Source organism: Paenibacillus sp. Root444D2, from assembly GCF_001426375.1.
Taxonomy (GTDB): Bacteria; Bacillota; Bacilli; order Paenibacillales; family NBRC-103111; genus Paenibacillus_E.
In genome coordinates this window covers 87,536-101,976 of record NZ_LMEO01000045.1, presented here as the reverse complement: position 1 = coordinate 101,976, position 14,441 = coordinate 87,536, and the positions used below count along the sequence as shown (strand labels likewise).

The window sequence follows — 14,441 nt, the reverse complement described above, 5'->3', positions numbered from 1 at the left end:
CAGTTTTCGTATTCTTTACAGATTAAGACGGTACATGCGAGCCCGCTCTTGTCCGCGCGATACGACTAATAGCTGCTTTTCGCATAAGTGGTGCAAGACAGTTCTGGCGTGTCTCGTGCTTACTTGGAGATGAGCGGAAAGGTCCGAAGGGGAGAATGGGCGCAATAGTCTTCGCGCGAACCGGACTGTTTCGCTTTCCAGCCAAGAGAGTGACTCTGGTACATTGGATGAGATGAACTTGCCTACCAATGAAAGAATAAGCTGCTGACACTGCTTCGGGGACTCAACAATGGATGGGTAGGCGATAGGCATAACCAGCCATCCATCCAAAGTAAGATGGCAATGCCGGAGACAGAGGTCTTTGAATCTCCAAAGATCAAGATCGCGGGCATGGGAGCTGTAGCCTTGGATTTCAATCACTCCCTTAGCATCTCCCGGCCTATAAGCGAAGTCCAAATAGCGGTAGCCGTTCGTGAAGTCACGCACTTCCCATTCTGGGTAGAGATGGTCGAACTGTCCTACTGCCGGATACCACACACAGCGCAGAAATTCCATTTCTCCATGTCCGAGCCCCTGCTCTAACCGTTCCCGTCTGCGTCCGTTCGTCTCTGCTGCAATCTGTGAAGTCATGAAAGTTTCGAAAGCTTGCTCAAATTTCATTGTAATTCCTACTTTCTCAGCGATTTTTGGCTAAAACAAAACGCCGCTCTCATCTATATTCACGAGGAGCTGACTCCTTACGAACATAGATGAAAGCGGCGTGTGCTTCACGACCAGCTTTAATAAATAACTCTAGTATAGCGGAGAATGAACATGTTGTGCCACCCCATGTTTATAAGCTGATCAACAGCAGCCTTACAAAGGCAAATCACGTTTGCGGAACAGCGCGATTCCCGCCGCAAAGGTCACAAGACCAATCACAATCAATACCGACCATGCAAGCGCGGTTTCCGTCTGACCGCCGATAATGCCGCTCGGATCATACAATGAGAAGTATGTCAGGTTGCGCAGCCAATTGATCTTTTCGCTCAGTTTGCCGATAAAATCTAGACTGAAAAACCCGAAGGTAAGCACGGCTGAGATCCCGAGCGCGTTCTTTTCGTCGTTGGCTAATGAAGAGACGAGAAAGGCGATTCCGCCGACCGCGAAGAACAGCAATAACGCTGCCAGGTTCATACGCAAGTATGCCGCTCCGTGAAAATCGCTCAAGTCCCCTATAAACAGGGAATATCCAGCAAACCCGCATAATGTCGTAACCGCCATGATGGACAAAAGCCCAGTCATAAAAACGGCTGCCTGCGTCATCGCCACTTTCCCGCGGGTGGTTGGCGTAGCCAACAAATACGCCATCGATCCCTGGTCAACCAGCTTCGCCATCAGCTGCGTGCTGAACATAATGCAAAAAATAGAAACGATCAGTACGAGCAGCAGTCCGTAATATTCGCCTGAGATGAAACCCTCCACTGTGCCGAAACCACTGCCCAAGTTGAACGCATTGGTCATGCCGGGCGGCAAGGACTTTATCAACTCGTCTAGGGCTGCATTATTTCCTGCGAAGCTAGGGAACAGCCAGAACATGAGCAGGATATAGAAAGCTGATCCGAACGCATAGTTCATCATCCCTTTTATGTGAATCTTCATCATGTGTTTATAGAGAGCGGAATTCATTGTAATGTCCCCTTCCGATCGTAATAGTTCATGAACACGTCTTCGAGGCTTTGCGTGAATACGTCCAGGTTTCGGATAGGGTACTTAGACGTCTCTAAGAGGAATTGAGCATATTCTCCTTGTACAGCCACCCGCACGCGATTGCCTTCACGCGATTCGACAGTTATGCCGGAAGTCCGCCCGAATACTTCCGCATCCTCTGTACGTTCGAACGTCAATTCGAACAATTTCCGCTGCATCGACTGCAGCTCGTGGATATCTTTGACGGTAAGGATGACACCGTCCTTAATAATGGCTGCACGGTCGCATGTCCGCTCAATCTCCGGGAAGCTGTGCGACGACATCAAGAACGTTGTGCCCCGGGCTTTCTCCTCCAGTACGAGGTCGATAAACACCTTCTGCATAAGCGGGTCCAGCCCCGATGTCGGTTCATCCAGGATGATCACCTCCGGCTGATGCATGAAAGCGGCGACGATGCCAACCTTCTGCTTCATTCCTTTGGACATTTTGCGGATGGGGGTCCGGACGTCGAATTGGAAGCGGTCGATCAGCTCCTCCCGCCGCGCCGAATGCTTCGATCCTTGCATTTCCGCCATAAAATCCAAAAATGTTCGCCCGGTCATGCCCTCGATAAACGCGATCTCTCCTGGCAAATAACCAATATACCGCTGGACGGTTCCCTGCTTAGCCCAGGTATCCAGTCCGCCAACCTTCACTGAGCCTTTATCCGGTTTCATGAATCCCATGATATGCCGGATCGTCGTGGATTTGCCGGCCCCGTTCGGACCTAGAAATCCGAACACCTCGCCTTTTTTGACCGAAAACGATACGTCAAAAATCCCTTTTCCGTTCGGGAATGTTTTGGTCAGCTGCTGAACAGTCAACATGCGCGGCCACCTCCAAATATGAAAGTTATGAAATATTATTTATGAATAATTTCAAAACTTATGTTACTCCTGAATGTTAGTGCCGTCAATACTTTTGAAATATATATATGCTATAATTTCATTATTCCAAAAAAACGGGTGATCCGAATGAACGGCTATGAAAAAAGAGCCCAGCAAAAAAAAGAAAAAATCATGTACGCAACCTTGAATATGCTGAATACGTCCGATCCCAGAAAACTGCGGATCGCCGATATCGCCGAAGCGGCTGGCGTATCGCAGGTAACCATCTATAATTACTTCGGCAGCAAGGAAGCCTTGGTTCGGGAAGTGTTCAAAGATTATGCAAGGACGGCATTGAAAGAATTTGGGGAGTTTCTCTCTGGCGATCACACTCTGAAGGAGAAGATCGAGTACATCGTTTTCCAGAAGAAGAAATCGTCCAGAACGTTCAGTCTTGAGGTCATGAAGCAGATATGGCACGACGATCCGGAAATGGGGAATTTTCTCAAAGAAGAATATATGGCCAAGGGTGTTCCACTTGTCATTCAGCTGATTGAAGACGGCAAGAAAAATGGGGAAATCACCGGGGCGCTTTCTACATCCACTATCATGATGTATATGCAAATGTTGACGAGCCAGGCGGACACTATGCTGGAATATGCCGGTATACATGGGAATATGGACACGTTGATCGAGGAAATGGTGCATTTGTTTTTCTATGGGATCGGCAGCACGCCTCAACCGATCATTCATACATAAGTTTAAGTTTTGTTGCTCCTTAGAAGTGGATTTGAGATAATGCTGATATCAATAACAGAAGAATGGGAGTGTGGCATTTTTGGAAAAGAAGAAAAAAATGTTAGCTTTTATAGGTTCGTATGCGGATTCGAATAATCCTGGGGTATACTCCTGCCAATACGATGAAGTGAATGGGAGCTTTGAAGTCACCCATCAAGTAAATGGTTTGCAAAACCCGACGTTCTTGACTGTGGACGCGAGGAATTGGAAACTATATGCTTTATCAGAAGGTGTTGACGAGAATCAACAGCGCTGCGGGGCGGCATCTTCTTATGATATTCATTCAGCTACAGGTGAATTAACGTTTCTGAACAACGAGATCACACTGCCTGCAACAACGTGCCACATTACATTAGACCATACGAACCAAGTGGTGATGGTATCCAGTTATCACGGGGGTATGGTAGGCTTATCTCCTGTGTTAGCGGATGGACGTTTAGGCAAAACGGCTGATATCCAGCAGCACCATGGAGCAAGCGTCCTATCGGTGCAGGATAGACCGCGTGCTCATTCTGTTTTCTTGGATCGGGCAAACCGTTATGCGGGAGTCTGTGATCTAGGCTTGGATAAGATTATCATGTACAAGCTCAATATCCCTGCCAAACGGCTTATTCCTCATAATGAAGTGCATATAGCCCCCGGTTCAGGTCCGCGGCATTTTGCTTTCCATACGTCCTATGCTTTTGGCTATGTGATTAACGAACTTGGCTCCACTGTCACGGCCTTCAGTTATGATGAAGAACGAGGAGAACTGACCGAAATCCAAACGATTTCCACACTCCCAGAGTCTTATGATGGGGAAAATGCCTGCGCTGACATTCATGTTTCACCAGATGGAAAGTTCCTATATGGATCTAACCGCGGGCATGATAGTATTGTCGTGTATGCCGTTGATGCAATTACGGGTAAGTTAACGGTGGTGGAGTACGCGCCTACGTTAGGGAAGCATCCACGTAATTTTGCGATATCGCCGGATGGACAATTTCTGCTGGTAGCTAACAAAGATTCGGATCATATTGTATCGTTCACACGTGACTCTCAATCTGGGAAGCTCGTTCCAAACGGAAAGGTGCTAAATGTGTCTAAACCGGTATGCATCAAGTTCGCTAGTGTAGAATGACACCTTTTACGGAGCGGGTTATTCACATCATTCGGTCAATCCCCGAGGGCAAAGTCATGACCTACGGTCAGATCGCCGGGCTTGCTGGAAGCCCAAGGGCGGCTCGGCAAGTCGTACGAATTTTGCATACCATGAGCAAGAAGCATCGCCTTCCTTGGCATAGAGTCATTAACGCAAAGGGAGAGATTGCCATCATGGATGATGAAGGATCTCATATGCAAAGTTTTCTGCTGCAAGCTGAAGGTGTCATAGTCACGGATAAACGGTATGTCTCCCTTGAGCACTATCAGTATCAAATGAAAGAAGAAGCATGAGTTTACATAGGCAGCCTCACTTCTTGCAACTGGAAGAAGTGAGGCTTTTTGCAAGAAGGAAGTGAACCAAACTTTGTCGAATCTTGTGAAAATGGATGATCAATTCGCGGAGGTTGTTATGACTCAAGAGCAAGCATCACCAGCAATGATATATAATTTAATAACGTTGGAGTCCAATCCTTCGCAGCGGCGGTTTGCTTTTATTATTGGGGCTATCGTGGCTATGATTTCGCTGCTTTCTGTCCCGTTTGTAAGGATACAGTTGGTAGAGCTGCAGGCCTATCAGCCAGCCATTTTTTCCACGGTTATTTGTTTCGAATTCATTACTGCTTACGTGATTTATAGTCAATTCAAAATCAATCGATCACCGGCGGTACTCGTCCTGTTTGCATTGTATCTATTCTCCGGTGGTATGAGTTTGGTCTATATCCTCACGTTCCCTCGTGTTTTCGCTGAAAATGGCTTATTCCATGCAGGAACACAAACTTCGGCTTGGCTATACGTGATCTTGCACGCAGGTTTTCCTCTAGCGATTGCCCTCTATATGATAATTGAATCGAAATATGCGAATGTTCGTTATAGTGCCCGTAAGGCTAAGAAATTAGGCCTTTACACACTGCTGGGTGTCGTTTTACTAATCACAGGCTTTACTTTTATTACCACGCATTTCAAAAATCAACTGCCAATTGTGCTGTCTCAAGGTAAGCTAACACCCTTATTTATATATGGTCTTGGGCTGCCTATTGTCCTCATTACTTTGATTACATTAATTGTCTTCTACAAAAGAACGAAAGCGAGTACAGTTACTTCGACCTGGCTATGTGTAGCCGTACTGGCTTCAATGCTGGATGTGGCGATTATTCTTTGTGGCGGCGGGCGCTTTAGTGTGGGATGGTATGTGGCTAGGTGGAACACCTTTGTATGTGCAAATATTGTACTTGCGGGAATGATTTATGAGTTTACCAAAATGTATCTGAGAATGACAGAGCTCTTCCAGCAGGTGAAGGATAGTAAAGAAAAATATAAGGTGCTGCTTGGTGAAAGCCAACAGGCTGAGAGAAAGATTTCAGAACAAAACGATATTATTGAGCGGATGCTTGAATCCAGCCATGAGGCCATTATCATGTGTGATAGAGAAGGACGGGTCATCTTTACAAATCGCCGCGTGGAACATTTCTTTGAACGTCCACTCGAAAGCGGAGAACTAATGTCTAGCTATTGCTTAGGAATGAAAACCTCAGACGCTGCTTTTGACGAGGTCATCGACGCTTATTTCGAACAATCCATCCCGCCTTTTCGAAAGCGAATATCTAGATTGACGCTGAAAGGCGAAACAAGGCACTATGAATGTTATGTTAATCCTATTTCAGGTGAAATGGAAGGTACGCTCAGGGGACATCTAGTCGGATTTAGAGATCGTACGGAAGAAGAGCGAATCGATGAGTTGAAAAATGAGTTTGTCAGCATAATTTCTCATGAGATTCGGACACCGCTATCCTCGATTGTAGGTTTTATCGAAATCCTGGCAACACGTGCAGTGACGGAAGAGAAGCGGGCCAAATATATCGAGACGATTCATAAGGAATCCTTACGGCTATCGAATTTGATTAACGATTTTCTTGATTTGCAGCGGTTGGATTCGGGTCGGCAAGAGTTTCATTTCCAATCCTTGGATGCAGTTCTATTACTCCGTGAAATTGTTGAGCAGTGGCAGGGAAAAGATAATCATGATACTGAGCTGCATGCGGCAACCGAGCGTATTTTTGTCCAAGGGGACGAAGACCGTTTAAAGCAAGTGTTCCATAATTTGATCTCCAATGCGATTAAGTATTCGCCGGGTGCGACGAAAATTGATATATATGTGGAAACCGATAACGGTAAAGTGTTAATTAAGATCCAAGATTATGGCCTTGGCATTCCAGCCGATGCTTTGGACAAACTGTTTACGAGGTTTTACCGTGTCGATAATTCGGATCGCAGGAAAATCGGAGGAACGGGTCTAGGGTTATCTATTGTCAAGGAGATCATTGAAGCCCATCATGGGAAAGTGGTTGTTGATACGGAGCTCGGCAAAGGCTCAATCTTTATTGTGCAGTTAGTTGAAATAGATGCAGATTAGTCGGGTATGAAAGAGCATGTTCAAACCGTGAAAACCTCGCGGATTGACATGCTTTTTTTCGTTTTAGTAGTACTTGCTGCTTTTATCTTATGTCGAAATTTAGAGGAATTTGTCAAAATATAACGAATTCACATGAAAGATGAACGATCAAATGGAGGAGTCAGAAGGAATGAAGCCACAGAGAACAACGAATGTAAAAGGATGGGTAAGAAAGGTTTCATTGAAGTCGTTTAAAGCAAGAATGACGGCCATGTTTCTTGTTATCGCGTTAGTACCGATGCTTTTTAGTATTATTTTTTCTTCATACTATTTGAAGAATGTGGTGACTGGTGAAGTTCACTCCAAGGAAGAGAGTGTCGTTAAAGCCAATGTAACAGCCATTGATTATTCTATCCAGCGGCACATAGCGATTTTGAAAGAAATGCAAAAGTTTGACGAGATCAAGAGTGGCAATGAACAAGAAATTATGAAGACGCTTAAGAAATTTGAACAAGCCAACAAAGAAGTTGAACAGTATGTTTATGCAAATAAAGACGATATTGCGCTTACTTCAGCAGGTCAAAAGATTCCTATTGGCGAACGCGATTACGTTAAGCAAGCCAAGCAGACGAAGCTGCCTGTGAGTAGTGATCTGCTCGTCAGTAAAGCTTCGGGTAAAAATGTTATCATTGTCTTTGTCCCGCTGCTTGATGATAAGCAAAACTATATCGGTGGATTATTCTGTCCATTAACAACGGATAATCTAACCATCTACACGAAGACGATAAAAATTGGCCAGACAGGCTACGGATATTTAATGTCTCCTTCCGGATTGCTCTTAACCCATCCTGACGCAGGTAAAGTGGGCAAAAAAATGGAGGATGTATTCACGCCTTCGGAAGCAGCTAAGTTTAAAGAGACTGTTTTGAAAGAAGAGAAAGGAACGTTTCAATTTACCGGTGAGGATGGGGTCGCTTCTGAAATTAGCTTTGATACAATCCCGTCAACAGGCTGGCGCTTGGTTACGAATTTAGTGAATGCAGAAGTATACAGCTCGGTAAAAACAGCCAATCAAGTATCGATCTGGCTGACAGTGATTACGACAATCGTAGTAGCGGCTTTCGCACTGATTGTCTCGACGAAAACAACGAAACCAGTTATTGCTATTACGGAAGCCGTGAAGAAGATGGCTGAAGGGGACTTAACACCACGTCTTGCTATCAAGCGAAGTGACGAGCTCGGACAGCTTGCCGATAACATGAATCAAATGCTCGATTCTTTCTCAGACATTGTTGGAAAAGCTAGATATACCGCGGAACAGTTAGGCGCTTCGTCGGAGGAGCTTACGGCTTGCTCTGCGGAATCGGTCGATATTGCCACTACGATCGCCCAATCGATTCAAGAAGTGTTCAATGCGAGTAAAGGCCAGTTACAAGGAGCGGAGCAGACATCGACCGCGATGGGGGAAATGGCTATTGGCGTACAAAGAATTGCAGAATCTTCGTCGGTCGTGACAGAAGCATCACATGCTTCACTTCAGGAAGTTCAGCAAGGCCGCATTGCGATCAATCAGGCTGTCGAACAGATGAAGTTCATTAATGAATCCGTCGGGAAATCGGCGGATGATATAAGAGCACTTGAATCGTACTCACAAAAAATCGGTGAAATTGTGTCGGTCATTACAGAAATTACAAGCCAAACTCAGCTGCTATCCCTCAATGCTTCGATTGAGGCTGCACGCGCTGGCGAACAAGGACGCGGGTTTGCTGTGGTGGCGAACGAAGTCAAGAAGCTGGCGGAACAGTCGTCATCCTCTGCAGCAGATATTTCGAGTTTGATTCGGGAAGTGCAGTCGTCGACATCAAGAGCTGTACAAGCAATGAATAAAGGTGTACTGGACGTTGAGAAAGGTTCTGAGCTTATAGATGCGGCAGGGCAGGTCTTTAACCGTGTTACCTCGACGTTCCAAGAAATATCTGACCAAATTCAAGAAGTATCAGCAGCCTCTCAGGAAATGTCGGCAGGAACCGAGGAAGTAACGGCGTCCATGAGCGAAATTGTCCACATGACCAAAGCGTCTTATGACCACGGACAAGGCATTTCTGAAGGGTCGAAGAAGCAGCACGCGACTATGGAGGAAATATCTGCCTCAGCAGAAGATTTAAGCAATATGGCGCAGGAACTGCAAGAATCACTTGCTAAATTCAAAACTCGTTAATATTTCAAACATGATATACAAGCATGTCAAAGGGGATTTAGAGGTCAACCAGAAACTGGTTGGCCTTTTTATTTTGCCCAAAAATTATGAAAAGAAAGAGAAAAGAGTTACAAAGTCTATAAAATGAGAATAGACTAACGTATCAGTAGGCCATAAGGACAGGAGGCATGCTATGAGTGACAGGACCTTATATCTATTCGATGGCATTAATAAAAGCTCTGTGAAAACCATAGTCGAGCAAATCATGAGAATTAATCAATATGATGATGACAAAGATAAGAAAGAAAAAGACTTCAAGCGTATGCCCATCGACTTCATTATTAATAGTAATGGGGGAAGTGTCTATGATGGTCTAGGATTGATCAATGTGATTGAAAACAGTAAGACGCCGGTGCATACATACGTGTATGGACTTGCTGCTAGCATGAGCTTACTAATCGCCGTTAGCGGTCACAAGAGATATGCAGGCCGACTTAGTACATTCATGTATCACTCTGTATCAACGCATATCGACGGTCATTTGGAACACTTAAAGAATCGTGTGGATGAAACACAAAGGCTGCAAAACATTTATGATGAATATATCTTATCGAAAACGAAGCTGCATTCAGACGAGCTGCATCGTGTTCAGGAGAATCAACGTAATTGGTATCTGAGTCCTGATGAGGCCTTATCTTTTGGGATTATTGATGAAATTGTATAAACATGGCGGAGAGAAACCGAAGGGATTCTCTTTTTCTTTGTTTTTTCTCTGCTTTTGGTGTTTAATTGAAAGATAGAGAGAAGAGGAGCAGCCGTGCTGCCCCCTAACGAAAAGGAGATTCATACCGTGTATAAAATAGTATTTTTTGATATTGACGGCACTTTAGTTAACGAGGAAAAACAAGTTCCTGCCAGTACGATCATTGCTATTCAACAATTAAAGCAGCAAGGGATTGAACCGGTCATTGCAACAGGACGAGCACCCTACTTCATCAAGCCCTTGGCTGAACAGCTTGGGATTGATTCCTATGTGTGCTTGAACGGGGGCTATGCGGTTTACCGTGGTGAACCGCTCTACAGACGGATTATCGCCAAGAGCAGCATAGAAGCACTGGTCAAATTGGCAGCTAAGCATAAGCATTCCCTCGTATTTGAAGGAGAGCATAACTTCTTCACGGATACAGAGGACCATCCCTTTGTAGTTGGATCGGTTTCCTCATTGAAGGTTGATTTGCCGGCGTATGACCCGGATTTCTGGAAAACAAATGATATTTATCAAATCTTCTTGCATATTGAAGACACGGATGAGCATTTGTACGAGGAGCTGCAATCGGAATTTAAGCTGATTCGGTGGCACCCGCATGCGATAGACGTATTACCAGCAGGTGGTTCGAAAGCCCAAGGGATTGCCGCGCTTTTGGAACTTGTTGGATTGAAGCCCGAAGATGCTGTTGCTTTTGGTGACGGATTAAATGATATGGAGATGCTTTCGTATGTCGGATTTGGTATCGCGATGGGGAATTCCCACAAAGACTTACTTCCTTATGCCGATCATGTAACGACACATGTGGATGATGATGGCATTCGAAACGGACTTATTACGGCAGGATTACTATAGTTAAGAAACAATACATATAGGGTGAAGATAATGAGAATAGCTTTTTTTGATTCAGGGATAGGCGGTATTACCGTCTTACACGAAGCCATGAAGCAACTGCCTCATGAAGATTTTCTATATTTTGCGGATACCCTTCATGTTCCCTACGGGACGAAACCGAAGGACGAGGTTCTTGCTTTTGTCAAAAAATCCGTAGACATGATCATCAAAGAAGAGGTTAAAGCCCTCGTCATTGCTTGCAACACAGCAACCAGTATAGCCATTGCAGAACTAAGAAAAACCTATGAGATACCGATCATCGGGATGGAACCCGCGGTAAAGCCTGCCCTCGAAATGAATCGTTCATCAGGGAAAAGAGTGCTCGTTTTTGCTACGCCTCTAACCCTCAAGCAATCGAAATATAGAGAGCTAGTTTCTCGTATAGATGATCTGGGTATGGTGGATTCGGTGCCGCTGCCGGAATTGGTTGAATTCTGTGAACAATTAAATGTGGAAAGCCAACAAATCACTGATTATTTTCATACCAAGCTGGAGCCCTTCGACCTGAGGATGTATGGGACTGTTGTTCTAGGATGCACACATTACCCCTTTTATAGGGGCGTTCTAAGAAAGATACTGCCAAGTCACATCCAAATTGTTGATGGAAGCTCGGGTACTGTGAACCGATTGATACAGCTGCTCAGTGACCGAGACCAATTACTTGGCGATGGACAGTCCAACATCAAATTTATGTGTTCCAGCCATGAGACAGCCTATATCCAGAAAATGGAAAAGGCTTTGGAAATCATTCAAGCTATTGGTAAGTAAGGTTTGTGGACAAATCAAAAAGGCATTGCCGTGCAGCCGCCGCTGCATGACAATGCCTTTATTTTGTTAAGTAGATAAGAAAGTATAAGTTTTATTACACTTCGCGTCATCAGTCTTGACAAACGCGCTCGTCCCAGAAGGACGACGGAGTCGTTTATCCTTGGTAAAAGGATTGCGTCAGAGTTACACTCTGATTTCAAGCAGCTCATAGCTAATGACACCCATCGGTGCATTCACACTAATTACATCACCAACCGATTTGCCCATGAGGGAAACGCCAAGTGGACTTTCGTAGGAAATTTTATTTTCATTCACATCGGCTTCCTGAGTACCGACGATTTTATACTCAATTTTCTCAGCAAATTCCACATCATTGAGAATAACAGTAGAGCCAACTTGAACTTTGGATGTGCCGATATTCGTAACCACTTTAGCTTTCTTCAGCATTCTTTCAATCGTCAATATTCTGGTTTCCATAAAAGATTGGTCATTTTTGGCGGAATGATATTCACTGTTTTCCTTGAGATCGCCATAGCTAATCGCTGTCTTAATACGGCTGGCTAGTTCTTTGCGTTTGACGGTTTTGAGATCTTCAAGCTCTAATTCTAAACTGCGTAATCCTTCTGGAGTTAGAATAATTTCATCATTTGACATATATTTTGCAGCTCCTCATGTATTCGATACTAGATATACTACTAAAGTAACTGAGGCAAGTAAAGTAAGTAAGACAAGGAGAACTGTCTAACTTGTGCATTTTTCAAAAGCTGGGCTGGATGTAAGCAACTTTGTGACGATGACAGGCGTCTAATAAATGGTAAGTTTTCCCTAATTTATTCAAGTGAGGTTGTGATTGTTCCATATGAGTAAAATGAAAATCTTCACTATCGCGATCCTCGCTGTAGGACTAGGATTGGGCAGTTTGGCGCATCAGACAGAAGCTGAACCCATTTATGGAGGATCCTATGCGCCAGAAGGAATTAGATTCCCTGCCACGATTGAGCTTTTGGCCGAGACGCCCTATTATGCAGCCACTAATCAGCCTGATGATGAGCCGGAAGGTACTTTTGCCCCTCAGGAGGTAAATGTGCTCACTGTAGAAAGTTCGTGGTCGACTGGTTTATCCACCTGGAAGATTGAAACGATGTTCGGGCCGAGGTGGATCAGGCCAAACCCATGGGAAATAGACATGGAGCCGCCTAAGCGAATTACACTTTTGGAAGAAACTCCGCTATATCGCAATCAAAGCACCAAAGGCGGACCTGCAGCCTCCTTATCCGAACAAGAGGTTGAGGTAGTTGCGGCCGAAAAACAGTGGTTCTATACGAACGACCCCACCAATAAAGCATGGATGAAGGTGCACACCACTTGGTTAGGTGATCTCTGGGCGCATATACCCGTCAATCAAATAGGTACTGTACAAAAGGTGCAGCGAAAAGCGCATTATTATGGGCTGCCGTCCAATACTGATCTTGGAACGGCTATGGGGATTGGCGAGCAGAAGCTAGATTGGTCAAACTCCAAGGCAGGCGATTACACGATCGCAAGGGAGTTCACAACCATCTATGATCGTGCATTCGAAGTTCAAACGGATCAAGGGGCCACATGGACACGCGAAAAGGGAGTCTCGATCCTGAGTACGAATGAAACCATGGATATCGTGCGTGAAAAGCCGCTAATTCATGATGTATGGGATGGACTGAAGAAGGAAGATGCCGTTATATCAGGTGAAACGGTAACTGCTTTCGAGAAAATAGAAGAGCGACTCTATACAGGGAGAGGCCCTTATCCGATTTGGTACAACAGTACTTGGTACCATGTACGTTCATCCAAAGGCACAGGATGGATAAACAAAAATGTTGGCGAGCCTGAAGCTGCCATACCTGTTCATTGGAAAGTCTTGGTTAAAGATCCAAAGGAGCTGCAGCGCTATCCGGAAACTCCGTTCAGCTCATCGACATTACTGCTGCGTGATCAGACAGTGGAGGTTACCGAGGTTTGGAATTCACCCTACAGCGGGCCCATATGGCTGAAAGCTCATGTCGATGGGAGAACCGGATGGATTCCGTACTGGGACAGCTTGCAAGATACAATATGGGATGAAGATACACAAACGGTAGCTCATATATCAAAAGTAAATACGAATAGTCTAGGAATTGCCCCTGCCGCAAAAGATGGATTACAGCTTTACAATGGTCAGCGGATTGGGTATACGGAAAATAATCAATCTTATTTGGATGTCCTCCAGCTTGCTGAACATTTTCAATACAAAGTTGAAAAGGTGCAAGGCACGGACGCCGTCACTTTGAGCAAGGATGACTACTCTTTTGAGCTTAAAGCTGGGGCTAAGAATGCGTTGATTTATTGGCACGGTACTAAGGATAAAAGTGTTCAATTGGCAGAGCTGCCGCGTCATTCCCGCGATAGCTGGTATCTTAATTTGAAAGACGTTCAAGCTCTTTTTGGATTAACTCAGGTATTTGCGGGCAAAGAATACAGTTTGTTTGAGAAGAATTATAACGTGAAGTCAGGAGAATTCCCGACCCGCGCGGAGAAGGGACATTTAGAAATGCAAGCATTTGTTTATGATTGGACCAGTCAGGAAGATTATAAGTCCGGTCAGATGCCCCTTCAGATGTACTTGGAGGAGAATGGAGATCAAGGAGGAGAAGCACTTGTTTCCAAAACGGAAGGGATCGCTAACAAGCCAGATGCTAGTGATTCGTCAGTTGCTTTGTTTAGCTTGAAAGCATCTCGTCCGCTGACACCAGGAACTCACCAAGTGAATGTTGTTGTACGTATCGGCGAAAGAATCATTTGGAAGATGAGCGTTGAAATAGTAGCTAAGTAAACCTACCACATTCATAATTGACAAAAAGAAGGGCTTCCACAATCATTTTACAATGACCTTGGGATCGCCCTTCTTTTTGCCTT

The 14,441-nt window shown here is 44.8% G+C and carries 13 protein-coding genes; 9 read left to right on the top strand and 4 right to left on the bottom strand.

Features of this window, described 5'->3' with window-relative positions; translation table 11 throughout:
• Positions 1-15 precede the first annotated feature (15 nt).
• The 3 genes from ASD40_RS22235 to ASD40_RS22225 all read right to left on the bottom strand — a co-directional run bounded on the left by ASD40_RS22235 (position 16) and on the right by ASD40_RS22225 (position 2,555).
• Positions 16-660 carry a hypothetical protein gene (locus ASD40_RS22235; protein ID WP_057305352.1) on the bottom strand — a complete coding sequence of 215 codons (645 nt, stop codon included), beginning with the start codon at positions 658-660 and terminating at the stop codon, positions 16-18.
• Positions 661-855: 195 nt separating this feature from the next.
• Positions 856-1,668, bottom strand: coding sequence for an ABC transporter permease subunit (locus ASD40_RS22230; protein WP_057305351.1), 813 nt, complete (start codon positions 1,666-1,668; stop codon positions 856-858).
• Positions 1,665-2,555, bottom strand: a complete 891-nt coding sequence (locus ASD40_RS22225) for an ABC transporter ATP-binding protein (RefSeq protein WP_057305350.1) — start codon at positions 2,553-2,555, stop codon at positions 1,665-1,667. The genes ASD40_RS22230 and ASD40_RS22225 overlap by 4 nt, the downstream gene beginning before the upstream one ends.
• A 147-nt stretch (positions 2,556-2,702) precedes the next feature.
• On the opposite strand from ASD40_RS22225, the gene ASD40_RS22220 reads away from it, so the two are divergent.
• The 8 genes from ASD40_RS22220 to murI all read left to right on the top strand — a co-directional run bounded on the left by ASD40_RS22220 (position 2,703) and on the right by murI (position 11,510).
• Positions 2,703-3,314, top strand: a complete 612-nt coding sequence (locus ASD40_RS22220; RefSeq protein WP_057305349.1) for a TetR/AcrR family transcriptional regulator — start codon at positions 2,703-2,705, stop codon at positions 3,312-3,314.
• A gap of 79 nt (positions 3,315-3,393) precedes the next feature.
• Complete coding sequence (locus ASD40_RS22215; protein ID WP_235549346.1) at positions 3,394-4,473, top strand: lactonase family protein; 1,080 nt, start codon at positions 3,394-3,396, stop codon at positions 4,471-4,473.
• Entirely contained in the window at positions 4,470-4,787 is a 318-nt protein-coding gene (locus ASD40_RS22210; protein WP_057305348.1) for an MGMT family protein, read from the top strand. Before ASD40_RS22215 ends, ASD40_RS22210 begins: the two co-directional genes overlap by 4 nt.
• A 73-nt stretch (positions 4,788-4,860) precedes the next feature.
• Entirely contained in the window at positions 4,861-6,906 is a 2,046-nt protein-coding gene (locus ASD40_RS22205) for an ATP-binding protein (protein ID WP_057305347.1), read from the top strand.
• A 169-nt stretch (positions 6,907-7,075) separates the two neighbouring features.
• A complete protein-coding gene (locus ASD40_RS22200) occupies positions 7,076-9,103 on the top strand; it encodes a methyl-accepting chemotaxis protein (RefSeq protein WP_057305346.1) in 2,028 nt (675 codons plus the stop codon).
• A 172-nt stretch (positions 9,104-9,275) separates the two neighbouring features.
• The gene (locus ASD40_RS22195) at positions 9,276-9,806 is read left to right on the top strand and encodes an ATP-dependent Clp protease proteolytic subunit (RefSeq protein ID WP_057305345.1); all 531 of its coding nucleotides are present in this window, start codon (positions 9,276-9,278) and stop codon (positions 9,804-9,806) included.
• 117 nt (positions 9,807-9,923) lie between these two features.
• On the top strand, positions 9,924-10,703 hold the full coding sequence (locus ASD40_RS22190; protein WP_082562473.1) for a Cof-type HAD-IIB family hydrolase: 780 nt from the start codon (positions 9,924-9,926) through the stop codon (positions 10,701-10,703).
• Between the two features lie 30 nt (positions 10,704-10,733).
• Positions 10,734-11,510, top strand: a complete 777-nt coding sequence (murI, locus tag ASD40_RS22185) for a glutamate racemase (protein WP_057305343.1) — start codon at positions 10,734-10,736, stop codon at positions 11,508-11,510.
• A gap of 183 nt (positions 11,511-11,693) precedes the next feature.
• Here murI and greA read toward each other — a convergent pair whose 3' ends face one another.
• A complete protein-coding gene (gene greA / locus ASD40_RS22180; protein WP_057305342.1) occupies positions 11,694-12,164 on the bottom strand; it encodes a transcription elongation factor GreA in 471 nt (156 codons plus the stop codon).
• A gap of 205 nt (positions 12,165-12,369) precedes the next feature.
• Here greA and ASD40_RS22175 point away from each other — a divergent pair, with 205 nt between their 5' ends.
• Positions 12,370-14,358, top strand: a complete 1,989-nt coding sequence (locus tag ASD40_RS22175; RefSeq protein ID WP_156390151.1) for a hypothetical protein — start codon at positions 12,370-12,372, stop codon at positions 14,356-14,358.
• The last annotated feature ends 83 nt before the right edge of the window (positions 14,359-14,441 follow it).

Bases quoted from the DNA above. Each gene is read 5' to 3' on its own strand.
- ASD40_RS22235 (WP_057305352.1), bottom strand. From the start codon at position 660: ATGAAATTTGAGCAAGCTTTCGAAACTTTCATGACTTCACAGATTGCA.
- ASD40_RS22230 (WP_057305351.1), bottom strand. From the start codon at position 1,668: ATGAATTCCGCTCTCTATAAACACATGATGAAGATTCACATAAAAGGG.
- ASD40_RS22225 (WP_057305350.1), bottom strand. From the start codon at position 2,555: ATGTTGACTGTTCAGCAGCTGACCAAAACATTCCCGAACGGAAAAGGG.
- ASD40_RS22220 (WP_057305349.1), top strand. From the start codon at position 2,703: ATGAACGGCTATGAAAAAAGAGCCCAGCAAAAAAAAGAAAAAATCATG.
- ASD40_RS22210 (WP_057305348.1), top strand. From the start codon at position 4,470: ATGACACCTTTTACGGAGCGGGTTATTCACATCATTCGGTCAATCCCC.
- ASD40_RS22200 (WP_057305346.1), top strand. From the start codon at position 7,076: ATGAAGCCACAGAGAACAACGAATGTAAAAGGATGGGTAAGAAAGGTT.
- ASD40_RS22195 (WP_057305345.1), top strand. From the start codon at position 9,276: ATGAGTGACAGGACCTTATATCTATTCGATGGCATTAATAAAAGCTCT.
- murI (WP_057305343.1), top strand. From the start codon at position 10,734: ATGAGAATAGCTTTTTTTGATTCAGGGATAGGCGGTATTACCGTCTTA.
- greA (WP_057305342.1), bottom strand. From the start codon at position 12,164: ATGTCAAATGATGAAATTATTCTAACTCCAGAAGGATTACGCAGTTTA.
- ASD40_RS22175 (WP_156390151.1), top strand. From the start codon at position 12,370: ATGAGTAAAATGAAAATCTTCACTATCGCGATCCTCGCTGTAGGACTA.